This is a genomic window from Rhizobium sp. LjRoot258 (assembly GCF_964254185.1).
Classification (GTDB): domain Bacteria; phylum Pseudomonadota; class Alphaproteobacteria; order Rhizobiales; family Rhizobiaceae; genus Rhizobium.
On sequence record NZ_CAXUST020000001.1, the window covers coordinates 2,816,710 to 2,842,100 of the forward strand.

At 60.8% G+C, this 25,391-nt stretch carries 24 protein-coding genes and 1 pseudogene; 11 read left to right on the top strand and 14 right to left on the bottom strand.

Annotation, left to right across the window (positions count from 1 at the left end; translation table 11 throughout):
* Positions 1-76: 76 nt before the first annotated feature.
* Entirely contained in the window at positions 77-1,243 is a 1,167-nt protein-coding gene (locus ACSQ9D_RS13915; RefSeq protein WP_436282707.1) for an HlyD family secretion protein, read from the bottom strand.
* Between the two features lie 135 nt (positions 1,244-1,378).
* On the opposite strand from ACSQ9D_RS13915, the gene ACSQ9D_RS13920 reads away from it, so the two are divergent.
* Positions 1,379-2,281 (top strand): LysR family transcriptional regulator, encoded by a 903-nt coding sequence (locus ACSQ9D_RS13920; RefSeq protein ID WP_436282708.1) that lies wholly within the window; start codon positions 1,379-1,381, stop codon positions 2,279-2,281.
* On the opposite strand, the gene ACSQ9D_RS13925 is transcribed toward ACSQ9D_RS13920, so the two are convergent.
* From ACSQ9D_RS13925 to ACSQ9D_RS13935, 3 genes are all read right to left on the bottom strand, one after another.
* Entirely contained in the window at positions 2,282-2,539 is a 258-nt protein-coding gene (locus ACSQ9D_RS13925; RefSeq protein WP_436282709.1) for a hypothetical protein, read from the bottom strand.
* Between the two features lie 51 nt (positions 2,540-2,590).
* The gene (locus tag ACSQ9D_RS13930; RefSeq protein WP_436282710.1) at positions 2,591-2,800 is read right to left on the bottom strand and encodes a hypothetical protein; all 210 of its coding nucleotides are present in this window, start codon (positions 2,798-2,800) and stop codon (positions 2,591-2,593) included.
* Positions 2,801-2,875: 75 nt separating this feature from the next.
* Positions 2,876-4,927, bottom strand: coding sequence for an NAD(+) synthase (locus tag ACSQ9D_RS13935; protein WP_436282711.1), 2,052 nt, complete (start codon positions 4,925-4,927; stop codon positions 2,876-2,878).
* Between the two features lie 273 nt (positions 4,928-5,200).
* Between ACSQ9D_RS13935 and ACSQ9D_RS13940 the strand changes: the two genes are divergently transcribed.
* Both ACSQ9D_RS13940 and ACSQ9D_RS13945 read left to right on the top strand, forming a co-directional pair.
* Positions 5,201-6,247 (top strand): NAD/NADP transhydrogenase subunit alpha, encoded by a 1,047-nt coding sequence (locus ACSQ9D_RS13940; RefSeq protein ID WP_436282712.1) that lies wholly within the window; start codon positions 5,201-5,203, stop codon positions 6,245-6,247.
* A 363-nt stretch (positions 6,248-6,610) separates the two neighbouring features.
* On the top strand, positions 6,611-7,621 hold the full coding sequence (locus ACSQ9D_RS13945) for a porin (RefSeq protein ID WP_436282713.1): 1,011 nt from the start codon (positions 6,611-6,613) through the stop codon (positions 7,619-7,621).
* 161 nt (positions 7,622-7,782) lie between these two features.
* Here the strand turns inward: ACSQ9D_RS13945 and ACSQ9D_RS13950 are convergent, their stop codons facing one another.
* Positions 7,783-8,277 carry an RrF2 family transcriptional regulator gene (locus tag ACSQ9D_RS13950; protein ID WP_436282714.1) on the bottom strand — a complete coding sequence of 165 codons (495 nt, stop codon included), beginning with the start codon at positions 8,275-8,277 and terminating at the stop codon, positions 7,783-7,785.
* Between the two features lie 284 nt (positions 8,278-8,561).
* Here ACSQ9D_RS13950 and ACSQ9D_RS13955 point away from each other — a divergent pair.
* Positions 8,562-9,187 (top strand): annotated as a pseudogene (locus ACSQ9D_RS13955) (hypothetical protein).
* Between the two features lie 108 nt (positions 9,188-9,295).
* Here ACSQ9D_RS13955 and ACSQ9D_RS13960 read toward each other — a convergent pair.
* A complete protein-coding gene (locus ACSQ9D_RS13960; protein WP_436282715.1) occupies positions 9,296-10,324 on the bottom strand; it encodes a CorA family divalent cation transporter in 1,029 nt (342 codons plus the stop codon).
* A 243-nt stretch (positions 10,325-10,567) separates the two neighbouring features.
* On the opposite strand from ACSQ9D_RS13960, the gene ACSQ9D_RS13965 reads away from it, so the two are divergent.
* Positions 10,568-11,473 carry a universal stress protein gene (locus ACSQ9D_RS13965; protein WP_436282716.1) on the top strand — a complete coding sequence of 302 codons (906 nt, stop codon included), beginning with the start codon at positions 10,568-10,570 and terminating at the stop codon, positions 11,471-11,473.
* A 78-nt stretch (positions 11,474-11,551) separates the two neighbouring features.
* On the opposite strand, the gene ACSQ9D_RS13970 is transcribed toward ACSQ9D_RS13965, so the two are convergent.
* Complete coding sequence (locus ACSQ9D_RS13970; RefSeq protein WP_436282717.1) at positions 11,552-12,211, bottom strand: glutathione S-transferase family protein; 660 nt, start codon at positions 12,209-12,211, stop codon at positions 11,552-11,554.
* A gap of 357 nt (positions 12,212-12,568) precedes the next feature.
* Here ACSQ9D_RS13970 and ACSQ9D_RS13975 point away from each other — a divergent pair, with 357 nt between their 5' ends.
* The 3 genes from ACSQ9D_RS13975 (at position 12,569) to ACSQ9D_RS13985 (ending at position 15,883) form a co-directional block, all read left to right on the top strand.
* Entirely contained in the window at positions 12,569-13,618 is a 1,050-nt protein-coding gene (locus ACSQ9D_RS13975) for an NAD(P)H-dependent flavin oxidoreductase (protein ID WP_436282718.1), read from the top strand.
* Positions 13,619-13,811: 193 nt separating this feature from the next.
* Positions 13,812-14,549, top strand: coding sequence for a response regulator (locus ACSQ9D_RS13980; RefSeq protein WP_037120841.1), 738 nt, complete (start codon positions 13,812-13,814; stop codon positions 14,547-14,549).
* Positions 14,549-15,883, top strand: coding sequence for a HAMP domain-containing sensor histidine kinase (locus ACSQ9D_RS13985; RefSeq protein WP_436282719.1), 1,335 nt, complete (start codon positions 14,549-14,551; stop codon positions 15,881-15,883). Before ACSQ9D_RS13980 ends, ACSQ9D_RS13985 begins: the two co-directional genes overlap by 1 nt.
* A gap of 121 nt (positions 15,884-16,004) precedes the next feature.
* On the opposite strand, the gene ACSQ9D_RS13990 is transcribed toward ACSQ9D_RS13985, so the two are convergent.
* The 7 genes from ACSQ9D_RS13990 to ACSQ9D_RS14020 all read right to left on the bottom strand — a co-directional run bounded on the left by ACSQ9D_RS13990 (position 16,005) and on the right by ACSQ9D_RS14020 (position 22,952).
* Positions 16,005-16,421 carry an organic hydroperoxide resistance protein gene (locus ACSQ9D_RS13990; RefSeq protein WP_436282720.1) on the bottom strand — a complete coding sequence of 139 codons (417 nt, stop codon included), beginning with the start codon at positions 16,419-16,421 and terminating at the stop codon, positions 16,005-16,007.
* A gap of 379 nt (positions 16,422-16,800) precedes the next feature.
* Positions 16,801-17,850 carry an alpha/beta fold hydrolase gene (locus tag ACSQ9D_RS13995; protein ID WP_436282721.1) on the bottom strand — a complete coding sequence of 350 codons (1,050 nt, stop codon included), beginning with the start codon at positions 17,848-17,850 and terminating at the stop codon, positions 16,801-16,803.
* Positions 17,851-18,534: 684 nt separating this feature from the next.
* A complete protein-coding gene (gene maiA, locus ACSQ9D_RS14000) occupies positions 18,535-19,167 on the bottom strand; it encodes a maleylacetoacetate isomerase (RefSeq protein ID WP_436282722.1) in 633 nt (210 codons plus the stop codon).
* Positions 19,168-19,178: 11 nt separating this feature from the next.
* Positions 19,179-19,388 carry a hypothetical protein gene (locus tag ACSQ9D_RS14005; RefSeq protein WP_037120833.1) on the bottom strand — a complete coding sequence of 70 codons (210 nt, stop codon included), beginning with the start codon at positions 19,386-19,388 and terminating at the stop codon, positions 19,179-19,181.
* A 233-nt stretch (positions 19,389-19,621) separates the two neighbouring features.
* Positions 19,622-20,362 (bottom strand): peptide-methionine (S)-S-oxide reductase MsrA, encoded by a 741-nt coding sequence (msrA, locus tag ACSQ9D_RS14010; protein ID WP_436282723.1) that lies wholly within the window; start codon positions 20,360-20,362, stop codon positions 19,622-19,624.
* 12 nt (positions 20,363-20,374) lie between these two features.
* Positions 20,375-22,141, bottom strand: coding sequence for a cytochrome c biogenesis protein DipZ (locus ACSQ9D_RS14015; RefSeq protein WP_436282724.1), 1,767 nt, complete (start codon positions 22,139-22,141; stop codon positions 20,375-20,377).
* Between the two features lie 133 nt (positions 22,142-22,274).
* Entirely contained in the window at positions 22,275-22,952 is a 678-nt protein-coding gene (locus tag ACSQ9D_RS14020) for a type 1 glutamine amidotransferase domain-containing protein (RefSeq protein WP_436282725.1), read from the bottom strand.
* 241 nt (positions 22,953-23,193) lie between these two features.
* Between ACSQ9D_RS14020 and ACSQ9D_RS14025 the strand changes: the two genes are divergently transcribed.
* The 3 genes from ACSQ9D_RS14025 to ACSQ9D_RS14035 all read left to right on the top strand — a co-directional run bounded on the left by ACSQ9D_RS14025 (position 23,194) and on the right by ACSQ9D_RS14035 (position 25,297).
* Positions 23,194-24,126, top strand: a complete 933-nt coding sequence (locus ACSQ9D_RS14025; protein ID WP_436282726.1) for a LysR family transcriptional regulator — start codon at positions 23,194-23,196, stop codon at positions 24,124-24,126.
* Positions 24,127-24,266: 140 nt separating this feature from the next.
* On the top strand, positions 24,267-24,980 hold the full coding sequence (locus tag ACSQ9D_RS14030; protein ID WP_436282727.1) for an SDR family NAD(P)-dependent oxidoreductase: 714 nt from the start codon (positions 24,267-24,269) through the stop codon (positions 24,978-24,980).
* Between the two features lie 80 nt (positions 24,981-25,060).
* A complete protein-coding gene (locus ACSQ9D_RS14035) occupies positions 25,061-25,297 on the top strand; it encodes a tautomerase family protein (RefSeq protein WP_436282728.1) in 237 nt (78 codons plus the stop codon).
* Positions 25,298-25,391: the final 94 nt, after the last annotated feature.

Below are 25,391 nucleotides of genomic sequence, written 5' to 3' on the forward strand. Positions count from 1 at the left end.
TCATGACGGGGCGTGGCTGATAATTCGGGAAAGGAGGGAAGGATCATCCAGTCAGGCTGGATAATCCTGCGATGACCTACCTGGCAGTGGCTTTGGTATCGATTTCTGGTTCGACGGACATTCCGGCGCGAAGCAAACCACTCATTCCCTCATCGTCGATGACGATCTTCACCGGGATGCGCTGAACGATCTTGGTGAAATTGCCGGTCGCATTGTCAGGAGGCAGCAGCGAGAATTCCAGTCCGCTCGCCGGCGAGATGCTGTCGACATGGCCTTTGATTTCCGCATCGGGGAAACTGTCAACCTTGACTTCGACCGGCTGGCCGGCACGAACGTCGGTAAGCTGTGTTTCCTTGAAGTTGGCGACGACATAGACGGAATGCAGTGGCACGACCGCCATCAGTTGCGTACCCGAGGTTACAAACTGTCCGACGCGAATGGTGCGGGCGCCTATGGTGCCGTCAACCGGAGCGATGATCTGGGTGTAGGAGAGATTGAGCTCCGCCTGATGCTGGGCGGCGGCGGCACGGTCGCGTTGGGCGGCTGCCTGGTCGCGCTCAGTCTGAAGCACCGGAATCTTCTTGTCCGCGGCAACCAGCGCAGCCTGGTCTCGCTCAAGCGCCGCCTGCGCCTGGTCGCGAAGCGACTGGCTCTGTTCGGCCCGCGATTGGCTGCCGGCGCCGTTGGTGATCAGTCGCTGCGAGCGGGCCGCATCGGAACGGGCAAAATCCAGGTTCGCCTGCGATGCATCGATCGTCGCCTTCGCCTGGCCGATGATCGATTGCTGCAGGTCGATCTGCGCATCGAGGTTCGTGATCGCTGCTGCGGCAGCCTTGACGTCGGCCTTGGCTTGGGACAGCGCGGCCTGATGGTCGCGATCGTCGATCTTGGCGAGCACCTGGCCAGCCTTCACCGCATCATTGTCGTTGACAAGAACGTCGGCGACGTAACCGGAAACCTTCGGCGCAACCGTCGTGTAGTCAGCCTTCACATAGGCATCGTCTGTGGATTCGATGAAGCGGCCTACCGTCCAATAGTGATGACCATAGTCGACCGCAAAGGCGACACCGGCAAGAAGCGCTGCCGCAATGATCGTCCGTTTGATGATCCTGCGGCCGGTCTTGCCTTTGGCTTCGACAGCGGACGAGACGTGTGCGGGCGGTGCAGCCGGGACTTCGGCGACCTTTGCGACCGCGGCTTCCCCGGCCACCTCGAAAGCTTCCTTGCGGGGTAGTTCGACCATTGTCCTTCTCCTGTGACTTGCCTCGCCACGCGAGGTCAAATTCGATGAGATGGACAATGCGCCGTCACGTGCGTTCTGATAATCTGCTCCGATCGGGAAGGATCATCAACTCAGAGCGGATAATCGGAGAACCCAATGGACCGGCTGACAAGCCTCACAGTCTTTGGTCGCGTGGTGGAGTGCGGCGGCTTCTCTGCAGCCGCACGCCGTCTCAACATGTCGGTGACGATGGTCGGCAACCACGTACAGTCCCTCGAGGACAGGCTGGGGGTCAGGCTACTCAACCGCACAACACGCAAGGTCAGCCTCACGGAAACCGGCAAATATTACTACGAACGGTCGGCCCAGATCCTGGCCGATCTCGAGGAAGCCGACAGTACCGCCGGAGCGATGAGCTCGACGCCGCGTGGCACCCTCAAGGTCTATACCAGCACCGCCATCGTCCGCTTCCTTCTGCCGGTGGTCAGCGAGTATCTCGAGCTCTACCCGTCGATCACCCTCGATATGAATATTGGTGAACGGATGATCGATATGGTCGAGGAGGGTTATGATCTCGTGATCCGCACCATACCGCCGCCGGACTCGAGCCTTGTCGCCCGGAAGCTGACGCCTTGGCGGCACATCCTTGTGTGTTCGCCAAGCTATCTTGAGAGCCATCCGATACCGCAGGTGCCGGCGGATTTGGCCAACCACAACTGCCTTCAGTACACCTACTACCCCTATGGAGACGAATGGCGCTTTGAAGGCACCGATGGCGCCCAGGCGAGCGTGAAGATCGGTGGCAACGTCGTGTCGAACAGCGCCGAGACGCTACGGCACCTGACGACGACGGGCCAGGGCATCTTTCTGGCGCCGAGTTTCGTTGTGTTCGACGACATCGCGTCGGGAAGGCTCGTCCGGATGATGCCCGACTATCGCGCCGTCGAGTTCAGCATCAACGCCGTCTATCCGAACCGCAGTCACTTGCCGACGAAAGTGCGCCTGTTCATCGACCTGCTCGCAGAGCGCTTTGCGGAGCACCGGAAATGGATGACGTAGTCAGTTGGTGTTTTGCGTTGGCGGCGGCACGGTATTGGGGCTGCTGGCTCGTGCCGGCGCCTTTGGCGCGGGATCGGTGCCGCCGCCTGTCCAGACACTGAATGCCAAGGCGACCATCGCCGCCACGAAGACCACGGCACCAAACAATGCCCAGGCTGAAAGGCTTCGCCCTTCCCTTGACAGCGCCTTTTCCTGCGCTTCGTAGGCCGTGTGCCGATCGGTAGAGTGATCGTCCGGCCTGTTGTCATTGGCAGTCATCGTTGCACCTTTGGCAACGAAACGCGACCGCTGTCGGCAAGTTCCGGGAGATCACAGCAGCGGATCGCGACCCTGGGCGGCACTGAGGTTCAGTTCGCGGGCAATGTCCTCCGCATCTCTCTTCGTGAGACCGACGAAGTCCCTGCCGTCCGTTGCCGCAGGCAGGGACGTCAAGGTGTCGACGATTGTCCACCCTCCACGCGGCTCCTGACGGATCTCGTAGCGGGGGAGATCTTCGAATGGACAAGGTTCATCGTCCATGTGCTACCGCCAACTGTCATTCACATAATGGTATCTGCGGCGGCCGACAGCTTTTGCAAGGCACTATCGACAGCCCTAGGCTTTTGCATCAGGGACATTTGACTTCAACTCCTTCAGCCATATCCGCGCGTTGCCGTCGGATGGCGCGCGCCAATCGCCACGCGGAGACAGCGAACCGCCCGACGTCACTTTCGGGCCGTTCGGCGATGCCGACCGCTTGAACTGGCTGATCGTAAAGAACCGGAACAGGAAAACCTCCATCCAGTGCTTGATGACGGGCAGATCGAAACTGCGGCGCTTGTCGGCGGGGAAATGCGGCGGCCAGACGCCCGCCCCGGCATCCCGCCAGGCATTGTAGGCAAGGAAGGCGATTTTCGAAGGGCGAAGGCCAAAACGCGTCGTGTAATAGAGGGCGAAGTCGTGCAGATCATATGGCCCGATCTTGTCCTCCGTGCTCTGCATGACGCCGTTCTCATCGGCGGGAACCAGTTCGGGCGAAATCAGCGTGCCAAGAATGCTCTCCAATGTCGCATTCGCTTCCGCATCGAAATCACCGGAGCGGATCACCCACCGGATCAGATGCTGGATCAGGGTCTTCGGCACCGATGCATTGACGTTGTAGTGGCTCATCTGGTCGCCGACGCCGTAGGTCGACCAACCGAGACCAATTTCCGACAGGTCTCCGGTACCAAGCACCAGTGCGTTGCGCTGGTTTGCGGCTCGGAACAGGAAGTCCGTGCGCAGACCAGCCTGGACGTTTTCGAAGGTCGTATCGTAGACCGGCTTGCCGCTGCCGAAGGGATGCTTCAGATCCTTGAGCAACTGCAGGGCCAGTGGCCTGATGTCCACTTCCTCCGCCGTCACGCCCATGCTCCGCATCAGCGCCCAGGCGTTCGACTTGGTGGCGTCGCCCGTCGCGAATCCCGGCATGGTGAAGCAGAGAATGTCCGAACGCGGCCAGCCGAGCTGGTCGAAGGCGCGTGCCGCGACGAGCAGTGCATGGGTGGAATCGAGACCACCCGAAATGCCGATGCAAAGCCGCTTGATGCCGGTCGAGCGCAGCCGCTTCATCAGCCCCTGCACCTGGATGTTGAACGTTTCGTAGCAATCCTGATCGAGGCGACTTTCATCAGCCGGCACGAAGGGGAAGCGCGCAACATCGCGCTTCAGGCCTATGTCGCCCTTCGGCTTCTTGAACTGGAACGTTACGCGCCGGAATTCGTGCCCCGCCGTAAGGTTGAGCGTGGCCGCATCATTGAACGTGCCGGTTCGTAACCGCTCGAGCCGCAGCCTCTCGACGTCGATATCTGCCACGCACATCTGCGATGTCGTCGGGAAACGATCGGTTTCGGCAAGCAGACTGCCGAGCTCGTAGATGCAAGCCTGACCGTCCCATGCGAGATCCGTCGTCGATTCGCCCGGGCCGGCGGCCGAGTAGACATAGGCCGACAGGCTACGCGCCGACTGTGCCGAGCACAGAAGCTTACGGGTGTCGGCCTTTCCGACCGTTATGTTGCTTGCCGAAAGGTTGGCGAGGATCAGTGCACCCGCCAGAGCACCGAAATCGCTCGGCGCCGCCGGCGCCCAGAGATCTTCGCAGATCTCGATGTGACAAACGAAATCTTCCATATCTTCGGCTGCGAAGATGAGGTCTGTGCCGAACGGCACTGTCTCGCCGGCGACACGAATGCTTTCGCCGCGCACGCCTCGCCCGGACGCGAACCAGCGTTTCTCGTAGAACTCGCGATAGTTCGGGAGATGCATCTTCGGAACGACGCCGAGGATGCGACCCGCGTGAATGGCGACAGCGCAATTGTAGAGCCGCCCGCCGTTCTGCAGCGGCGCGCCGACAAGAAGAACCGGTGTGAGATCGCGGCTTGCCCGGACGATCTCGGCGATCGCAGCATCGACGCCCTTGAGAAGCGCGTCCTGCCCCAGCAGGTCGTCGATCGAGTAGCTGGAGATTCCGAGTTCGGGGAATACCATCAGGCCAACGCCCTCGGCATGTCCCTGGCGCGCCAGTTCCAATGTTGCCTGCGCGTTGAAATCGGGATCGCCGATCTCGCAATTCGGCGTGCAGGCCGCCACGCGGACAAAACCTTGATCGTAAACCGAATAGAAATTCACCGATGCCTCCAGCAAAGCGCCTGATGACTGACCATTACATCCAAATGCCTCCGGGCAAAACCTGATCTCGCACTGCCAACAGCCTTATTCGATATCGCTCATGCAAGCTGCAAACAGTATCCTTTAAAATGAAGGACTTATCAGCAGTTGCGGAAAAGGAAAGTCCTCGAAACTGCCCAAAATAAAATTACGAAACTGTCATAAAACTATGGAAGAGTGAGCCTATATCGCTCGCGCGCCACAGTTCGATTTACCCCTCTTCCAGAGCAATGAATGTCTAATGTTATCCGCGTCCGCGCCGGGCTGCTTCGGGAAACACATCCCGGTGAGCGTCGCGTTGCGTTGACGCCGGACGACGTGCGGCGCCTTTGCGAGCGTATGTCTGTTCGTTTCGAGCGCAGCTGCGGCATCGGCGCGGGACACGTGGACGACGCCTATATCGCTGCAGGGGCAGAGCCCGCCGAGTTCGCTGAGATGGCACCCTCGTCGGATGTGTTCGTCAGTGTGCGGCAGCCCGCAGCCACGCGGATTTTCCCAGCGACATCGGTTGTCATTTTCCTTGGTTCGAACGCAGCACCGGTGGCCGGTCTAGCAGCCGGACAACGGCCGCTTTATCTCGACATCGCCAGGCTTTCCGGGATGCAGGGCGTCAAGGGTGCGGACATTTCATCGAGACAGGCAGCTATTACCGGCCACGCCGCCGTCCTGGAAGCGGCCAGGCAGTTCGGCATTTCGCATCCGATGCTGACGGTGGACGGAAGCTTTGTCCGGCCGGTCAAAATGGCCGCATTGGGCAGCGACGCAGCAAGCCTGCAGGCACTGGCGACGGCGCGCCGTCTCGGCGCGCTGACCCATGGCTTTGGCCCCGGGAAAGATTCACAAGCAAAGATCGAACGGTTCGGTGCCAGATTTCTCGGTACGTCCTTGGACCAAGAGCTTTCCGATCCTCTGTCCAAGATGCAACTGATCACGACCAACGTTGTGATTCCCGGTCAAACTCCCCCCGTGCTGCTTGACGAGGACATGCTTTCGCGGCTGAGCCCGGGAGCGGTCGTTGTCGATCTCGCCGCCGAAAGTGGCGGGAATTGTGCCCTGACGCGAGCCGACGAAACCATCAGCGTCTCAGGCATCCGCATCATCGGCTCCACGACTCTTGCAAGCCACGAGGCTGGAGAGGCGAGCCGGCACTTCAGTGACGGGCTGAGAAATCTGCTGGAACACTTGATCGACGAACATGGCATTCTCAGGCTCGGTCCCGGCGATTCCACGACAGCCGCGCTTATGGCTGAAACGAATAGAATGAGGCGTGTTTCATCATGATCCCGGCACGCGACTGAAGAAAAGATGAACGCAATCGCGTGACGAAATGCTGCAACGCAACATTATTATCCGGATAACATCCGTTACGAAAACGTGTTGAGTAACAATCGGTTATAGCCTGCGGTAGCAAATGCATCCTTGCGCGAAAATCGATAGTTGCCTTTGCGCAACACCCGAATTCCGCCTTGCAGCAAAACTCAATTTTGACTGTATCTATTATTGATACATTTAATCGGAAATGTAATTTGGCGCCGCGGACGTACCGCGTTTCCCGCAAGGGCTTGTACGAAACAATTTGGGGTAGGTAGAGCCGGTTTTCGGCAGTGACGACCTGTGCCCAATCGACAGAAGATTGGACTGATTATGAACATTAAGATGATCCTCATGAGCTCGGCGGCGGCCTTGGCTGCCATCTCGAGCGCGCAGGCCGCTGACGCCATCGTTGCTGCTGAGCCGGAACCGGTTGAATATGTACGCGTCTGCGACGCTTACGGCAGCGGCTACTTCTACATCCCGGGCACGGAAACCTGCCTGAAGATCAGCGGTTACATCCGTTTCCAGGTCAACGTTTCCCCGAACGCAGGCGGCGCGTCCGATTGGGATGCTGTCACCCGCGGCCAGCTCCAGTTCACCGCCAAGAGCGACACCGAATACGGTCCGCTGACGGGCGTCATCGTTCTCCAGACGAACGCCGACAATGCATCCTCGCAGGTTGCTAAGCTCGACTCAGCTTACATCGACATCGCCGGCATCCGCGCCGGTCTGTTCTACAGCTGGTGGGACGATGGCCTGTCGGGCGAAACGGACGACATCGGCAGCAAGGTCACGCTGCATAACTCGATCCGCTATCAGTACGAAGCCGACAACTTCTACGCTGGTATCAGCGTTGACGAGCTGGAAGACGGCTACTACAGCGCCGGCGAACAGCCGAACAACGTCGGCGTAGCGATCGGCATCGGCGGCAAGGCTGGCGTATTCTCCTACCAGGTCACAGCTGGCTACGACACCGACAACGAAGAAGGCGCCGTTCGCGCCATGGGTACGGTCGCCATTGGCCCAGGCACACTCGGCCTCGCAGGCGTCTACTCGAGCGGCCCGAACTCCTATTATCAGGCAGCTGAATGGGCTGTTGCAGCTGAGTACGCCATCAAGGCGACCGACAAGCTGAAAATCACCCCGGCCGCTCAGTACTACGGCAATTACGGCATCGTCGCTGGCGACTTCAACGACAACAACGACGCCTGGAAGGTTGGTCTGACGGTTGACTATCAGATCGTCGACAACTTCTACGCCAAGGCGACCGTCAACTACCTCGATCCGGACCAGGGCAACGACGTAACGTCGGGCTTCTTCCGCCTCCAGCGCGCATTCTAATCAAAAACGGCGCCGCGTTTTCACCTTGCTTCGCGACTAAAGTCACGGAGAAGGCGATGCGGCGCCTCTTTAAAGTTTCTGATCAGATTGACCTCCGATCAGTTAGGAGGGGTGGCCTGGGTTCCCTGCCCGGCCACCCCTTTTTCGTCTTGAGGACGAACTTATTCGGCGGCGTGGCGATCGCGCACGAGACTTCCATCCGTCGGCTGCGGCTGGCCGGCTGATTTCTGCGCCTCGAGGCGGCGTAGCTCCGCTACACTGTCGTGAATGGTCACCGAACCAAGCATGTCGACGACGGCCTGCTCGGCTCGATCGCAAAGAAACTCCGAGAGGTCTCCGATATTCTCGCCCACAAGTCCCTCATGCGGAATGTCATGCCTGGTCGCCCAGATCTTCTTGTCACCGGTGACAGCAGCATAGATCTGGCTGAGCAATATCTGGTCCCGCGGACGCGCCAAACGGATGCCGCCCTTGCCGCCCTGGGCAGTAGCGAGAATACCGTTCTCATTGAGCGGCAGCAGCAGCTTGCGGACAAAGCTGGCGCTGGTATCCAGCCCTTGTGCAAGTGATTGGCTCGTGGTGCGGAGATTTGCCTCTTCGTTGACGGCGACACTGATGACAATCTGTAGAGCGGTCGAAAAGCGCGTGTCGATCATGCTGTGCTGAGGCCTTCCGTCTGAAGCCGGTTCGTGACAGATATTTCCCACGCGAATCCATTGTCAAGAACGCATAGTTGAAATCACGGCGACTTGACTGAAACCTCGGATAGGGCGGGTACGGCAGCGACGCGGAGTGAGCCGCGACATAAACCTGAAGGTCGTGGCCTATCGGCATGAGGCCACACCAAGCTGCAAGGCTCCATCACGCGATTTCGATTTTACCCCAAGGCTTACCTGCAATACGCTTCGCCCGTTGGAAATTTCAACCAGGGAGAGACGCCATGAGACGCAGGTTTGCCTATATCGCAGCCGCTTTCGCCTTTTCAGCGGTTGGGGTCCATGCTCAGGACACCGCGATGAGTTTCTTCGTGACCAGTGCAAATCCCGGCAAGGGCGGCGACCTCGGCGGCCTCACCGGTGCCGACGCCTATTGCAACACACTTGCGACAGCCGCGGGCTCCACTGGCAAGACCTGGAAGGCCTATCTTTCCACCGACGCCGAGAACGCAAAGGATCGCATCGGCTCCGGGCCATGGCATAATGCCAAGGGTGAAAAAATCGCCGACGACGTGGCCACCCTACACAGCGACAAGAACAACCTGACCAAGCAGACCGCGCTCAGTGAGAAGGGCGAAGTCATCAACGGCCGCGGCGACACTCCGAACCGCCACGACGTCCTGACCGGCTCGAAGGCCGATGGCACTTCGGCGCCGGAAACATGCGGCAACTGGACGATGGGCGGTGCAGAAGGTGTCGCGATCGTCGGCCACAGCGACCGGACGGGACAAAATGCGTCGGCGGCAGCCAAGTCGTGGAACTCCTGCATCCGACACGTGGCGGCTGCACCGTGGAAGCCTTCAAGACGACGGGAGGCGACGGCCTGTTCTACTGCTTCGCCGCGAATTGATCAGCAAGGCATTGCCGAACGGTGCATTCACCGCCCGCAACGCCACCGCATGACATCACGAGCCGAGGCGCAGGCGCGGATGCGCTGCGTACAGAACATGGTCGCTGCCTAAAGCCAGCCGATCCGCCGAAGCAACCAAAGCGTCGCAATGGATGTGATCGTCACGAACATCACGATGATGACGAATGCCCAGGTGTCGTTGACCCCCGGAATGCCTCCGACATTCATTCCGAACAGGCCGGCCACCACGCTCGGCGGCAGCAGCAGGGCCGCCAGCGCCGCCAACCGATTGGAATTGCGTGCGATGCGTTCGCTGATCACCGTCGAGAGGTCATCGTGCAGGATACCCGTGCGGTCGCGGATGGCATCGAGGTACTCGATGAAGCGCATCAGCTTGTCGATGACCTCGCGCATCCGCAGCTTGTCGCGTTCCAGGAGCCATGGCGCGTCATCATGTTCGATGCGGTTCAATGCATCACGCTGCGGCGCCAGATAGCGGCGAAGCTGTACAGAACGCCGGCGCAACAGCTTGAGGCGCTGGCGCACCTCGCTTGCTTCGCCGTGAAAGATCATCTCGTCAAGCTCGTCCACCTCCTCGTCCATGGCGTCGAGCACGGGCTCCAAGTCGCGCACAAGCTTGTCGCCGATCAGCGCCAGCAGGTCTCCGGTGCGCTGCGGGCCCTTGCCTTTCTCGAGCGCCTGGCGAATGTCGCGCAATGCGGTGATGTAGTGGCCGCTGTCACGCAGGGAAATGACCTTGTTGGCGTCGACCCACATGTGGAGCGGCACGAGATCGATGTCGGTCTGCTTCTCCGGCTCCTCTTCCGGGGCCGTCGCACAGACACCCCGAAGGATGATCAGCAGGCCGTCGGCGACTGGCTCGACGCGCGGCCGTGTTTCCTCTTCGAGAAGGGCTTCCGTCACGAAGCTATCGAGGCCGCTTTCCCTGTTGATCCAATCGGCAGCCGCCGCATGGTCGCGCTCGAAATGCAGCCAGATGATCCCATCGTCCGGCTTCCATCGTCGCGCCCGAGCAATGTCCAGCTGCGTACAGCCACCACACCCGTCCAAGAGGAGGGCAAAGCGCAAGCCGGGCTCCGCGCCGTAGCTCACTTTAGAGGTAACTGGCGTCTCCATCGCGCCCCGCATATAGCCAGAGGAAACCTAAAAATGCAGCCAACACAAAAGCTTGGCACGGCAGATTCTAGCAGGTCGCGCTCACGGCGCAAGACCGCCAGAATCAGCATTGGGATCCGGCAGCCACAGGCTTTGGCGCTCAAAATAGGTGCCCTTCGTCTGCCAAGACGATTTAAACCCCGATCAGATTGGCGTATTATTCCAAAGTCATTATGCGAGGCCGATCCAGGAAGGAGGGCCAGCTTGATCACGACAACGACCGATGACCGCAACTGGTTACAAGGCTTCGACGGGCCTGACGCAGGCGCAGCTCCGCATAACGTTCGTGACCTCACCGAGCATGCCGATATCGTCGTCCTGCTGCCCGATCCGGCCTCGGCACAGTCCTGTCTCGATCTGGCTGACGACGCGGCCGACGCCGTGCAGGACAGCATCGCCCCCGTACATATCGGGGCCGATCCGCTGGCGATGCTCGTATCGGCCGAGGAAATCGAATTGCAGATGCTGCGAGACCTCGAGGAGGGTTCGACGCACGAACGGTTCGAACGGGTCAAGCGGCTATTCGACGAGTGGAGACTGAGCGCGCCTCACCGGAAAAGCCTGGTGCTCGGCAGTTGCCAGGGTGACCTGCGCCGCTGCGTCGGCAAGGTCTGCCGGAACGCGTCGCTTGTCGTCACGCCCTACCGAGGCAATCTCGACGCTCGTGATGCCTTCCATGATGTCCTCTTTCACGAAGGCAAGCTCGTGCTCGTCCCGCCGGCCAATGGCTATCGCGGACATCTGCTGGACCACGTCCTGATCGGCTGGAAGCCGCATGACCACGCGCGGCGCACAATGGTTGCCGCAAGGCGCTGGCTCCTTGCTGCCAACCGCATCACCGTGCTCTGCGTCGACGACAAGCCGAACAGGCACTACGAGACCACCGCGACGGAAATCTGCCGTCAGCTGGGACTCGATGCCGAGATCGTCGTGACCTCGTCAACGGGCCGCTCGGTCGGCAACACCATCCTCGACTTTGGTACATCGGTGAACGCCACCTGCATTCTGATCGGCGCGTTCAAGCACGGTTATCTGCTCGAACTGCTTCTCGGCCGCGTCACCTATCGCCTGCTGTCGCATGCCACTGTTCCCCTGATAATGAGCCATTGACAGAGCCGCCAAGGGCACCATCCGGCAGAATTCCGACATTCCTAGAAACGCCGCCAAGAACAGTTTTCGGCCTAGAGCTCACCTTTTTGAGCCGGAAGATGCGGCAGTGAAAACCGCCAACTGAGCGTCGAAAGCACGCTTGTATGCGGGCCGCGCTTCGCCGCGGGCGACATAGGCGGAAAGGTTTTGATATCCGTCCAGTATACCCGATCCTCTCAACCTGAGCAGCACCGACACCATCTGAAGGTCACCGGCGCTGAACTCGCCGTCGAGCCAGTCGGCATCACCAAGGCGACCGGAAAGTTCGTCTAGCCGCTTGCGGATGCGTCCGTCGACCATAGACAGGCGTTGCTCGTACCAGGTCTCGTCGCCCTCCAGGTACCGGGCGACTTCACGCTCGACGATCGCCGGCTCCATCGTGGTGAGCGCGGCAAACATCCATGTGATCGCGCGCGCCCGGCCATTCGCATCGTCTGGCAGCAGGCCTGCATGGCGCTCGGCGATATGGAATACGATCGCGCCCGACTCGAACAGGGCCAGATCGCCTTCTTCATAGGTCGGAATCTGCCCGAAAGGCTGAAGCGCGCGATGTGCGGGTTCCTTCATCGCCTTGAACGAAAGAAGACGAACGTTGTAAGGCTGGCCCACTTCTTCGAACGCCCAGCGAACGCGCATGTCACGCGCCAGACCCTTGCCGCCATCGGGCGACCGTTCAAAGGCGGTAATTGTAGCAGTCATCGTTGTTCTCCATAGCTCGTCTGTCTTGAAGACGACCGACCAAACGAGATTCCGACACCCCATGCTCGTCATAATCCTCGCGGTCAGTTCAAATCCAGCTCAAACGATGCGTTTCTTGGCACGGCTGGCGGCTGGGTGGCATCTGCTACGCAATTCCGCAGAATTATCGGCTCTGGCACGACCGCCACATATCGGTGCACGGGACCGGCTGCGACCAGCTTGTCGAAGCAAGCGATTGGGCGCAATAGTCGCGACACCGCTGTGTGCGAGGTAGGATCCGTCGAGCGTTGTCGGGGGCAGTACAGCCTGTTGCGCGGAATGAAGGACCGATTCCCCTGCAGGAAAAGGAGATTGGGCGTGCCAACAGAGATCGACGGCGAACCTCTTCGCAAGCTTGGATTGAAGTATCCCCTTATCGTCGCGCCGATGGCTGGTGGCCCGTCAACACCCGCGTTAGTGATCGCCGCTTCGGCTACCGGTGCGCTGGGTTCGATCGGAGCAGCCTATTCCAATCCCGCAGCCATCGTTGAATTCGCTGACAAGGTAGGCCAGCGGACGGACAAGCCCTTCGCGATCAACCTTTTCATTCCTCACGCCACCCCAACCGTTGATCCGGCTGCGGTGGGCCGGGCGATTGCAGCCACCGCCGGATATCGCGCCGAGCTTGATCTGCCGACCCCGCAATTCTCAGCACCATTCGAAGAGGACTTCGACGCACAGTTCGAGGCCGTTTTGAGGATCAGGCCAGCCGTGTTCAGTTTTGTCTTCGGCCTGTTGTCGGCGGATCATACGAAAGCCGCACGGAAAGCCGGCATTCTGCTCATCGGGACGGCGACCGCACCGGAGGAAGCGCAGGCACTCGAAGACAGTGGTGTTGACGCGATCACGCTCCAAGGCTTCGAGGCCGGCGGCCATCGCGGTATCTTCGAGCCCGACGCTGCTGATCCGCAGATCGTGCTTCGCGACCTTCTCGCTCAATGCACGGGGAAAGTGCGCGTGCCGTTGATCGCAGCGGGCGGTATCATGACCGCGGCGGACATTCGCGCCGCCCTCGCCGCGGGCGCGCAGGCGGTGCAGATGGGCACGGCCTTTCTGGCCACCAGCGAGGCCGGCACGTCGGCTCCTTACAGGTCCGAACTCGATGCTCCGAAGCGAAAGACCCGAACGACACGTGTTTTTTCAGGCCGGTTTGCTCGAGGCATCGAGAACCGCTTCATGAAAGAGATGACGCCGAAGATGGATGCCGTCATGCCGTTTCCCGCGCAGAACAAGTTTACCCGCGACCTGCGAGGCGCGTCGGCCGCAAAAGGCTCCGCGGCCTTTCTGTCGTTATGGGCAGGAGCGGGAGAAGGCGAGCTTTGGCAGGGCTCGACCTGCGACCTGATCGGCAGTCTGTTTGCCGGATAGCGGCCGGCCAAGCGACTTCGGCAGGAACGAACCAAGCGATTTCCATGACTTACCAGAGAATTGAAAGTGCTGGCATTGTATCACAATGTATCCAAAGAGCCGCGGGATACAGCAACATGCGAGCCCCGAGGCCGCAAACATACGGCGGATACATCAAGGGCGTCATTAGCAGTAGAATAATGGAGATCGCGCGATGGAGCACATCGACCACATCCTGATCGTCGATGACGATCGCGAAATCCGGGAGCTCGTGTCGAGTTACCTGAAGAAGAATGGCCTGCGCGTGAGCGCGGTTGCCGACGGGCGGCATATGCGCTCCTTCCTCGAAGCGAACTCCGTCGATCTGATCATCCTCGACGTCATGATGCCGGGCGACGACGGCCTCGTTCTCAGCCGCGAGTTGCGTGCCGGACGGCACAAGGCCGTTCCCATCGTCATGCTGACGGCGCGCACGGATGAGATGGATCGCATCATCGGTCTCGAAATGGGTGCGGATGATTACCTCGCCAAACCGTTCTCGGCGCGCGAATTGCTGGCCCGCATCAAGGCTGTCCTGCGGCGTACGCGCATGCTGCCGCCGAATCTGCAGGTATCGGAAGCCGGCCAACTGCTGAGCTTCGGCAAGTGGAAGCTCGATACGACGGCACGCCATCTCATCGATTCGGACGGGACGGTGATCGCGCTCAGCGGTGCGGAATATCGGTTGCTGCGCGTCTTTATCGATCACCCCCAGCGCGTGCTCAACCGCGACCAGCTTCTCAACCTGACACAGGGCCGCGACGCTGAGCTTTTCGACCGTTCGATCGACCTTCTTGTCAGCCGCGTGCGCCAGCGCCTCGGCGACGACGCCCGAGAGCCGACTTACATCAAGACCGTCCGCAGCGAGGGCTACGTCTTCTCGATGCCGATCGAGATCACCGAGGCACGCTAATGGCGAGGCACGCCTTCCTGAATGGATTTCGTCTGTGGCCGCGCACCCTCGGGGCGCGGCTATTTCTTATTCTGCTTGCCGGTCTGGCGATCGCGCATGCCATGTCGTTCACCGTGCTGTTTTTCGAGCGCTACACGGCCGCCAAGTCGGTAATGTTCAACACCCTCGAAAACGACGTCGCGACCTCGATCGCCATCCTCGATCGTCTCCCGGCCGACGAACGTGCCGACTGGCTCGATCGTCTTGATCGGGGGAGCTACCGATTTGTTCTGGGACCCGGCTTGCCCGGTAGCCCTGCGCTCGACGCTCGTAGTGCGGAAATCACCTCGAAAGTGCGGGCGGCGATCGGCGCAAAGTATCCGATCGAAGTCGAGACCATTCCCGGCGCGAACTTCCGCCTTCAGGCGCATCTCACTCTCAGCGATGGCACACCCCTGACGATAGACGTCAACCCGGCCGGCGTCATGCCGCTGGCCGATTGGCTGCCTTATGTGCTTGCCGCGCAGCTGGCCTTGCTGGTGCTTTGCAGCTGGGTTGCCGTCCGTCAGGCAATTCGCCCTCTCGTCAATCTCGCACGAGCCGCCGACACGCTCGACCCGAACGTGAAGACCCCTCGCCTGAGCGAGACGGGACCGAGCGAAGTCGCTTATGCCGCAACCGCGTTCAACGCAATGCGCGAACGCATCGCGCAATATCTTGAGGAGCGCGTACAAATACTCGCGGCCATATCGCACGACCTGCAAACGCCGATCACCCGCATGAAGCTCAGGGCGGAGATGGCGGAGGATTTCGGCGATCGGGATAAGCTGATGCAGGATCTCGGCGAGATCGAGCGTCTCGTCAAGGAAGGTGTCGCCTATGCTCGCAGCGCCCATGGCAATGTCGAGAAAGCCTCGCGCATCGACCTTTCCTCGTTCATCGAGAGCCTCGTCTACGATTACCAGGACACTGGCAAGGACGTTGCGATCATAGAGATGAGCGGCGGTGCGATCATGACGCGACCGCACGCCTTGAGGCGCGTTCTCACCAATCTCATCGATAACGCGCTGAAGTTCGCCGGCAGCGCCGAGATCGAAGTGCAACGTCCCGCCGGCGAGAGCATCGTCGTCAGAGTGCTCGATCGCGGCCCCGGGATTCCCGATGACCAGCTGGAAGCTGTCCTCAAACCCTTCTTTCGCCTGGAGCAATCGCGCAATCGCGATACCGGCGGAACCGGGCTCGGCCTGGCGATTGCCGCACAGCTTGCCACGGCGATCGGCGGGTCGTTGACGCTGCGCAATCGCGATGGCGGCGGCCTTGCGGCGGAGATCGTCATCAATCGAACCGCAGCGTGAACCGCGTCGCGGTTACCACTGGAAATACTCGCCCGACTATCGGCAAAAAGAGCGGCAGCCTTTGACGGCTGCCGCTCCCCAACATCGCACCCCATGACGGTGGGCCGTCTTCTTTATCTCGTCAGAGGAGGTTTATGGTGACGTTGATATTTCCGCGCGTTGCCTTGGAATACGGGCAGGTTTGATGCGCCGCATCGACAATAGCCCGGGCAGTTTCGTGATCGATGCCCGGCAGGCTGACGTTGAGGCGTGCCTGAAGCGAGTAGCCGCCCGTGCTGCTGCAGAGGTCCACTTCGGTATCGACCGCGAGGTCGGCCGGAAGTGCGACCTTCAAGCTATTGGCGGCAAAGCCCATCGCGCCGATGAAGCAGGCCGACCAGCCAGCGGCGAAAAGCTGCTCAGGGTTCGTTCCCTGCCCCGCGCTGCCTGGCGAGGAAAGCTTGATATCGAGGCGGCCGTCGGAACTGCGGGATGCGCCGTCGCGACCGCCGGTCGTGTGCGTCTTGCCGGTGTAGAGTACTTTCTGGTTCTCGCTCATAATGATCTTCCTTTCGACAAAAATGGACGCCGCCAAAGCCTGATTGCCTGGCTCGCTGTCGAACCGCAGATGGCACTCCGCACGTGTCTGGAATGTTTCGTCGCGGCGCTGAAATGTAGCCAACTCCGGCGCAAACGCGGTGCCGATACAATACGATACGAACCGCGCTTAAGCGGCTGACCTCTCAACCAAGGCGCCGGACCCAGATCGCGCCTGGCTGAGGTACGAAGGGCTTCGCGGGCAGGACCTGACCTTCGTGACGCGGGCTCGATCAAAAAAACCGTCGTGAGCGCCTAAACGCTCTACGCCCGGTCCAGTATTCAAAACTAAGGCGGAGAGGCGCGGCTGGCCGCCGCGACCACCTTCGCACGATGAACGATCAGAACTGATCGACGTCGACCACGGCTTGCGCAAAGGCTTGCGGAGCCTCCTGCGGCAGATTGTGACCGATACCGCCGGTGATCAGCCGATGCTCATACTTCCCCGAGAACTTCTTGGCATAAGCCTCCGGCTGCGGATGGGGCGCACCGTTGGCATCGCCTTCCAGCGTGATGGTCGGCACGCCGATGACCGGAAACTTGGCAAGCCGCGCTTCGAGCTCGTCATACGTCTTCTCGCCCTTTGCCACGCTGATGCGCCAACGGTAGTTGTGAATGGTGATGTCAACGTGATCCGGATTTTCAAAGGCGGCCGCGCTACGATTGAAGATCGCGTCGTCGAAATTCCACTTCGGTGATGCCAACTGCCAGATGAGCTTGGCAAACTCGCTGCGGTATTGCGCATAGCCTGCGCGGCCGCGGTCGGTGGCGAAGTAAAACTGATACCACCAGGCGAGCTCGGCCTTCGGCGGGAGCGGCGTCTTGTTGGCTTCTTGGCTGCCGATAAGATAGCCGCTGACGGAAACCAGCGCCTTGCAGCGCTCTGGCCAGAGAGCGGCGATAATGTCGGCCGTGCGGGCTCCCCAATCACAACCGCCAATCAGCGCCTTCTCGATCTTCAGTGCATCCATGAGCGCGATAATATCTGCGGCGATTGCAGCCTGCTGACCGTTGCGCATCGTCTTGTCGGAAAGGAACTGCGTCGTGCCGTAACCACGCAGATAGGGCACGATGACGCGGTAGCCGGCCGCGGCAACCAGCGGTGCGACGTCGACATAGGTGTGGATGTCGTAGGGCCAGCCGTGCAGGAGAATGACCGGCGGCGCGTCGCTCGCGCCGAGTTCGGCATAGCCGACGTTGAGCACGCCGGCATCGATCTGCTTGATTGAGCCGAACGAGGTATTGGTACCTGGTGCGATGGTGGGAATGCGAGCGGCCGGTGCTGCCGCTTGCGCAACGCGCGTCCCGAGGATGCCGAATTGCGCGGCGGCGACGGTCAGCGCCGCCACGCCCATGAATCGCCGCCGTGGTTGATTGATTTCCTCTGCCATCGATGTTCTCCAGACTTCGTTAAAGACACCCGTAGGTGCCAATATCCATGTGTATCCATTATGTGCCCGGTGGGCGGAATTGAAAGCTGGTGTACCATCAGCTTGGTCGATACATTGGTATACATTCGGTCGTTTCGCAGCACCTGCAGGCCAGTTCGCCACAACTCAAACGCCCCGAATTGAGCAGTGCCGGACCAGCGGCGCGACCCGACCTCGAATATCACGGCCGGCACTGGCCGGCGCGCTTTATCAACCGGCAGAATTCAGACGCCGGCGCACCGAATATTGTAGATACCCCGCGCGAACGCTCTGATGCCCTCGGCATCCAGCAGGACAGGCGACGCCCGTCACCCGCACCACTGCGCGATGCCGGCCGATCTCGATCAGTCTGGCCAGTATGGCGCGGTTCATCGCTTCGGGCACAGTGAGCCCCAGGAGATCGGCCGCCCGTTCAAGGCGCCGTTCAAGGCCGCCCGTTCAAGACCGCTCGTGCTAGCGTCGTTAAGGCTGGCTCCGCGAGCTAGCATCGGCGCTGATCGATCAAGAAGACCGTTGGTCAATTCGTGACGAAGCTCGTCTGCTACACGGTCTTCCGGTGCTGCTGAGCTTTATCAGGCATTTAGATTCCTCCGGTTGATTCCATGATGGAGCGACTTGAGACGGACGTTTAAATTCGCTCGATGCTCACTTTCGCGGTACCGGGCCGTTGTCGGCAAAAGCCGGGATCTCGCGAAGTCTGGCGACGACCGCCGCAACGCGCGGCCATTCGCCGAGAGAGAGGCTGTTCCTCTCGGCGTTTATGGCTTGCGGGAACAGGCAGATGTCGGCCACCGTCGGAGTGTCGCCGACCGAATATCTGCCAGCCTGTCGCCGCACGAGCAGCTCTTCCACCGCCGTCAGTCCGACGCGGATCCAGTGGCGGCTCCAGTCGGCAACCTCCTCCGGTCCAACGCCCATAGCGCCTAGCTGCGTCGTCACCCGCGGCGGAAGAAGCGGGTGGATGTCCGCAGCGATCGCCAAGGCGACTGCCCGGGCAAAGGCGCGATCCTCACGTTTTTCAGGCAGCAGCGGAGGATCAGGATAGCGCTCGTCGAGATATTCGATGATTGCCAGCGACTGGGTCAGAAGCGCGCCCTCATCGGTCAGCAATGCGGGAACGAGCCCCTGTGGATTGACCTGCAGATATTCGGGCTTCCGATTGATGGCATCAGCACCAAGGATACCGATTGTCTCACGCTCGACGTCCAGCCCTTTCAGCGCCAGCGCGATCCGGACACGGGATGCCGCCGACGAGATCTTGTCTTCGAAGAGTTTCATCGTGGGTCTCCTCAGTCGTTCGAGCGTTCAGGCATCGCGACCGACGTCGCCAGGAAGGCACCATCGGCGGTCTGCGCGGTCTGCTTCGAGCCCGCATCGACTGGAGGCGATAGCAGCGAGAAGAGTGCTGCGATCGGGGGCGGCTCCCCCGGAGCGGTATCCCAGGCGCATGGCACGGCTGCCAGCGCGAGCACGGCAAAGGTGGTGACTAGAATGCGCATTGCTTTCTCCTCAATTGCTTGACCCGTTTGGGTCAATCCCCGGAGAATTCTGATCTTTCCGGGAGCGGGTAGAATTCGAGCGTGACGACGGCGCGTATCGCGAATGTGTTCGAGTGCCCCGAGAACTGTATCGCTATGTAGGCGGGGATCTTGCTGGTTCGACTGACCCAACTCGGAATTATGTTCACCGCTATGCCGCGGAGCGAGACACCGCGGCATAGCCTTGACCAAGGTCAGCCGGCCCGCTCTGCAACGAGCACTGGACGCTCCAGATACTGCGCCGGGAAAAGCCGCTTCAGAGCTTCGATCTTCGGTTGCTCGTAGACGGACACATAGGGCTGGCTGGGATTGTTGTAGACGTAGTCCTGGTGATAGGCCTCAGCGTGATAGAACGTCTTCCCGACTTCGATCGAAGTCGCAATCGGGCGACTGAAAGCGCCTTGCTTGCCGAGTTGCGCGATGTAGTCGGAAGCGACCTTCGCCTGCTCGTCGTTCAGCGGAAAGATCGCCGACCGGTATTGCTTCCCGACATCAGGCCCTTGCCGGTCCACCTGTGTCGGGTCGTGGACGACGGAGAAGAAGATCTGCAGCAACTGACCGTAAGTGACTTGCTTCGGATTGAAGACGATCTCCACCGCTTCGGCATGAGCGGTTTGCCCGGTCTCCGTCATCTCGTAGGTCGCAGTCGCGGCGCTCCCGCCGGCATACCCTGCCGTGGCGCTCACAACGCCGGCAACATGCTGGAACGCCCCTTGCACGCCCCAGAAGCAGCCGCCGGCAAGCACCAGCGATTGCGTTCCCGATGTCGCGGCCACGTCATGGAGGACCGGTAGAACGCGCTTGGCCTCTTCAGGCGCCGATCCGCCATTCACCTTCAGTGCAAGCCCGCCGCCTCCGATCACCGCAAGGGCCACAAGGCCCAGCCGGGCGATGGTAGCGAGTGACGACGAACGGGTTTTCTCTCGATTTTTCACGGTCTTGTCCTTTCAACCGAAGGTGAAGACGAAAGCTTCGACACCGGGATCGAGGAAGCGGATCTCGAACGTCCGCTCCCGCACGTCTCCCGACTGACGCACGAGCTGGTAAAGGCGCGTTTCCGAAACGCTGCCATTACCTTCAACATCAATATCCGAGCCGTGGTCTGCCCCCGGCGCCGCACCATCGACCTTCACCTGGAAGCGGACCTTCTTGCCATCCGCTCCGGGCCCAAGGACGAGATGGAGATCCCGCGCACTAAACCGGTAGGTGATGCCTCCACCGGCCTGCTCAAGCGAGGCCTGCTCGCCCCCTACCGTCCACTTGCCCGTCAGACCCCATTCGTTGAGGCTCGGCTGTCCCACGGTGTAGTCACGGGCGGCGTCTGCCGCAATTCCTTCCGGCGAGATGAAGTTGGCAGCTCGGAGGTAGCCGATGTAGGATTCACCGGACTGCAGGCGCGCGAGGTCGGGCGCCGCTTCGGCGCCCTTGGCATTCGGCGTGACGCTGGCCGTGTCAGCCTTCCTGCTGCCTGCTGCTTCCGCCAGCAGATCCTGGAGGACCCGTTCGGACTGTTCGTAGTCTCCTTCACCGAACTGGGCGTGTCTGATTTGACCCTTCGCATCGATGAAGTAGTGAGCCGGCCAGTAATTGTTGGCAAACGCCCGCCAGATTTTGAAGTTGTTGTCGATCGCCACGGGATAGCGGATCTGGAATTTGTCGATCGCCTGACGGACGTTGTCGATCCGCTTTTCGAAGGCAAATTCGGGCGAATGGACGCCGATCACGACCAGGCCCCGATCACGATACTTCTCTGCCCAGGCGCGAACATAAGGAATCGTGCGAATGCAGTTGATGCAGGAGTAGGTCCAGAAATCGACCAGAACGACCTTGCCGCGCAATTCTTCGGCCGTGAGCGGCTTCGAATTCAGCCATTCCACAGCACCGTCAAGCGACACGAATCGGCCCAGCACCGGCAAGTCACTCTGGTATCCCTTGCTCGCATCGTTCGCACCAAGTTGCATCGCGTTGCCTGCCGGCTTCCCAGCCGTACCGCCTGCGCGATGCAGCCTATCCAGCAGCGACTGCTCGATGCCGGTGCTGCTTGCATAAGAGAGACGCGAAAGCAGTCCGGTATCGAGCCCGAGAGCAATAGCAGTAACACCGGCCAGGACGGCTACGCCAAGACCCTGCCGAAGGCGTTCGCCGACGCCGAGCGATCGCTTCATCGCGCTAAACACCTTCTCGCCGGCAAGAACAGCCATTGCCAAGGAGGTGGCAGCGCCCGCGGCGTAGGCCGTCAGAAGGAGGGTGGTCTGCACGTTTGCCCCTTGCAGGGCGGCACCGGTCAGTACCAATCCGAGGATCGGGCCGGCGCAGGGTGCCCACAGGAGGCCGGTCGCGACGCCGAGAAGGAAGGAGGTGCCAAGGCTGGCCTTCTTGCCGCTCGCTTGCTGCGACAGACGGCTGCCGAGCGCCACAGCCGGCCGCGTTACCATCGCCGCGAGACGCGGCGAAAGCAGCGTCACGCCGAAGGCTGCAATCAAAGCAATGGCAGCATATCGCCCGATTTCGTTCGCATGCACGGCCCAGCTTCCGCCGACCGCGGCAAGCGTTGCCACCGCCGCGAAGGTCACGATCATGCCGATCAGCATCGGCAGGATGCTTCTCGTAAACGGCTGACCTGCCCGCGACAGCACGAAAGGCAGGACCGGCAGGATGCAGGGACTGACGATGGTCAGCGCCCCTGCAAGATAGGCAATCAGGAATAGGATCATTGTCATCCCCTGCAGTTGACCGATACTCGCTGACCGGTCGTTGATGGTGGCTGCATGGGATCAGCCCGAAGTATCCCGGATGTGTCGCGTTTCCGGAGAACTGTATCAGACTGCAAGCGGCGGCGCCGCCGGCTCAAGCGCTCAAAAGCTTCAGTAATTCCTTCGCGGCCGAGGTTGACGAGGCCGGGTTCTGGCCGGTGATCAGACGCCCGTCGACGATGGTAAAATCGGCCCAGTCGCCGGCTTTCTCATAGTGCCCGCCCAGGCGCTTCAGCTCATCCTCGACGAGGAAAGGCACGACCTCGGTGAGATGGACAGCCTCCTCCTCGCTGTTGGCAAAGCCCGTGACGCGCTTGCCTTTGACAAGGGGCTGTCCCTGATAGGTCACCTTTCTCAGGACCCCGGGGGCGTGACAAACGGCAGCGACCGGCTTGCCGGCATTGTAGAAGCTTTCGATCAGGGCGATCGAGTCCCTGTCGTTGACGAGGTCCCACATCGGACCGTGGCCACCGGGATAGAAGACCGTGTCGAAACCGTCCGCCTTGACGTCGCTGAGCACGACCGTGTTTGCCAGCTCCCTTTGCGCTGCGGGATCGCCCTTGAAGCGGGCCATCGCCTCCGTCTGGTTGGCTGGCTCGTCGCTCTTCGGATCGATCGGCGGCTGCCCGCCCTTGGGCGAGGCCAAGGTGATCTCAGCGCCCGCATCCTTGAACACATAGTAGGGCGCAGCAAACTCCTCGAGCCAGAAGCCGGTTGGCTTTCCGGTGTTTCCGAGCTGATCATGCGAAGTCAAAACCATCAGGATCTTCATCGTCAGTCTCCTTTTGTTGAGCGAACGCAAGACGCGGTTTGGCCGGCTACACTCGCCGTCGCGAGCATTGCTCGCCGCACGGCCTCGTCATCAAACTCGATAGACTCTGAACCGCCGCCGGCCTATCCGACAGATAGCGCGGCGGCGTGACCTGTCTTGCTTTCACCTCCCGATATTTACTTCCTTCCGATTTCGGGTGAATACTCGCCGCCAGGCAATCACTATTCCGCGGGGCGACACAATGGATCGCATCGACGCCATGAAGGTGTTTGTGACGGCAATTGACGAGGGCAGCCTCGCCGGAGCAGCCCGCAACCTGAAACGATCGCCGACGGCGGTCAGCCGGGCGCTGAGCTTCCTGGAGGCGCATGTCGGTGTCGAACTGCTGCACCGGACAACCCGGACGCTGAAGCTGAGCGAGGCAGGTCAGCGCTATGCGGCAGCCTGCCGGCGTGTGCTCGTCGATCTTGAAGAAGCCGACATGCTAGCCGGGGGCGAGCGCTCCGCACCGCGCGGAACGCTGACCATTTCGGCACCGCCGATTCTTGGAGAAGAGGTGCTGCGTCCTATACTGGACGACTTCCTTGATCTTCACCCGACGGTCTCCGTGCGGCTTCTCATGCTGGATCGGTTCGTCAACCTGGTCGACGAAGGCGTCGACCTTGCCGTGCGCATCGGCCACCTGTCGGACTCCTCCCATGTCTCCACCCGTCTCGGTGGCGACGTGCGACGTGTCGTGGTCGCCTCCCCCCGCTATCTGGCCAGCCATCCGCGCATCGACGAGCCCGCAGACTTGACGAAGCACCAGATCGTCGCCTTCAGCAACTTCGGCCTGGATTCCTGGAGCTTCACGCCGGCGAAGGGCTCCTCGATCCCGCGCACGGTCCATTTCACGCCGCGGTGCATCGTCAACAGCGTTCGCGCGGCCGCCGCGTCGGCCGCTGCTGGCGGCGGCCTGACAAGGCTCTATTCCTACCATGTCGCATCTTATGTGAGCGACGGACAGTTGAAGATCGTGCTCGCGGACGCCGAACACCCGCCACTGCCGGTGCATCTGCTCGCGCCCCATGGCCGCATGTCGGTGCCGAAAGTTCGCGCCTTCGTGGATTTCGCAACTCCTCGCCTGCGCTCCGAATTCGCGCGCATGGCGGCGGCGGCAGGCATGCTTGCCTGATTATGCCGGAATTCGGTTGATTGTCGCTCAAGCATCGGCAATTCTCTCACATGTCGAATGGATCTAAATCAATTGCACCAACGCCGAGGGCGTAGGGCGGCCTCAACTGTAACGGCCGCTGCACTTGAAAGGATCACATCATGAGCACGCAACAGAAGGTCGCCATCATCACCGGCGCATCGCAAGGCATCGGCGCAGAATTGGTGCGGGCCTACCGCGACCGGAATTATCGCGTCGTCGCCACCTCCCGGTCGATCAAGCCCAGCGTCGACCCGGACATTATTGACGTCGCAGGCGATATCAGCAAGCCGGAGACCGCGGAGCGGATCGTGCGCGAAACGCTCGAGCGCTTCGGCCGCATCGACACACTAGTCAACAATGCAGGCGTTTTCCTGGCCAAGCCGTTCGTCGAAATGACCCAGGAAGACTACGACCATAACCTCGGTGTCAATGTGGCTGGCTTCTTCCACATCACCCAGCGCGCCGCCACGGAGATGCTGAAACAGGGTTCGGGGCACATCGTCAACATCACCACCAGCCTCGTCGACCAGCCAATCGCTGGCGTGCCCTCGGTGCTTGCTTCCCTGACCAAGGGCGGTCTGAACGCGGCCACCCGGTCGCTGGCGATGGAGTTCTCGAAGAGCGGCGTTCGTGTGAACGCGGTCTCTCCAGGGATTATCAAGACGCCGATGCATGCCGTTGAAAAGCATTCGGCACTCGCCGGGCTGAATCCGGTCGGCCGCATGGGCGACATTCGCGATGTCGTCGACGCCGTCCTCTATCTCGAGACCGCGGGCTTCATCACCGGCGAAATCCTCCATGTCGACGGCGGCGCGAACGCCGGCCGCTGGTAGCCAGCGCTATGGAGCAGCTGCGCTGCAACAGCGCGGCTGCCGTCAATGACGCAACCAACCCTCTTTCATTGGAGACGGAAATGCCTATCGTCACTGTACAAGTTACCCGCGAAGGAACCACGCCTGACCGCAATTCGGTCACGGCCGAAGAGAAGGCCGCAATCATCAAGGGCGTCAGCCAGGTTCTGCTCGACGTCCTCAACAAGCCGTTCGAATCGACCTATGTGGTGATCGAAGAAGTCGATCTCGACAATTGGGGCTGGGGCGGCCTGCCGACCGTGCAATACCGCAAACAGCGCGCCGAGGCTAAATCCTGACGCTGTCCAAGACCTCTGCCGAACCCGTCGCTCGCACTGTGAGCGACGGGTTCGGCTTGTATATCGACGACACTTCCGATGGCGCCATCTCGTG

Coding starts and splice junctions, on each gene's coding strand:
- ACSQ9D_RS13915 (WP_436282707.1), bottom strand. CDS start 1,243: ATGGTCGAACTACCCCGCAAGGAAGCTTTCGAGGTGGCCGGGGAAGCC.
- ACSQ9D_RS13920 (WP_436282708.1), top strand. CDS start 1,379: ATGGACCGGCTGACAAGCCTCACAGTCTTTGGTCGCGTGGTGGAGTGC.
- ACSQ9D_RS13925 (WP_436282709.1), bottom strand. CDS start 2,539: ATGACTGCCAATGACAACAGGCCGGACGATCACTCTACCGATCGGCAC.
- ACSQ9D_RS13930 (WP_436282710.1), bottom strand. CDS start 2,800: ATGGACGATGAACCTTGTCCATTCGAAGATCTCCCCCGCTACGAGATC.
- ACSQ9D_RS13940 (WP_436282712.1), top strand. CDS start 5,201: ATGTCTAATGTTATCCGCGTCCGCGCCGGGCTGCTTCGGGAAACACAT.
- ACSQ9D_RS13945 (WP_436282713.1), top strand. CDS start 6,611: ATGAACATTAAGATGATCCTCATGAGCTCGGCGGCGGCCTTGGCTGCC.
- ACSQ9D_RS13950 (WP_436282714.1), bottom strand. CDS start 8,277: ATGATCGACACGCGCTTTTCGACCGCTCTACAGATTGTCATCAGTGTC.
- ACSQ9D_RS13960 (WP_436282715.1), bottom strand. CDS start 10,324: ATGGAGACGCCAGTTACCTCTAAAGTGAGCTACGGCGCGGAGCCCGGC.
- ACSQ9D_RS13970 (WP_436282717.1), bottom strand. CDS start 12,211: ATGACTGCTACAATTACCGCCTTTGAACGGTCGCCCGATGGCGGCAAG.
- ACSQ9D_RS13980 (WP_037120841.1), top strand. CDS start 13,812: ATGGAGCACATCGACCACATCCTGATCGTCGATGACGATCGCGAAATC.
- ACSQ9D_RS13985 (WP_436282719.1), top strand. CDS start 14,549: ATGGCGAGGCACGCCTTCCTGAATGGATTTCGTCTGTGGCCGCGCACC.
- ACSQ9D_RS13990 (WP_436282720.1), bottom strand. CDS start 16,421: ATGAGCGAGAACCAGAAAGTACTCTACACCGGCAAGACGCACACGACC.
- ACSQ9D_RS13995 (WP_436282721.1), bottom strand. CDS start 17,850: ATGGCAGAGGAAATCAATCAACCACGGCGGCGATTCATGGGCGTGGCG.
- maiA (WP_436282722.1), bottom strand. CDS start 19,167: ATGAAACTCTTCGAAGACAAGATCTCGTCGGCGGCATCCCGTGTCCGG.
- ACSQ9D_RS14005 (WP_037120833.1), bottom strand. CDS start 19,388: ATGCGCATTCTAGTCACCACCTTTGCCGTGCTCGCGCTGGCAGCCGTG.
- ACSQ9D_RS14015 (WP_436282724.1), bottom strand. CDS start 22,141: ATGATCCTATTCCTGATTGCCTATCTTGCAGGGGCGCTGACCATCGTC.
- ACSQ9D_RS14020 (WP_436282725.1), bottom strand. CDS start 22,952: ATGAAGATCCTGATGGTTTTGACTTCGCATGATCAGCTCGGAAACACC.
- ACSQ9D_RS14025 (WP_436282726.1), top strand. CDS start 23,194: ATGGATCGCATCGACGCCATGAAGGTGTTTGTGACGGCAATTGACGAG.
- ACSQ9D_RS14030 (WP_436282727.1), top strand. CDS start 24,267: ATGAGCACGCAACAGAAGGTCGCCATCATCACCGGCGCATCGCAAGGC.
- ACSQ9D_RS14035 (WP_436282728.1), top strand. CDS start 25,061: ATGCCTATCGTCACTGTACAAGTTACCCGCGAAGGAACCACGCCTGAC.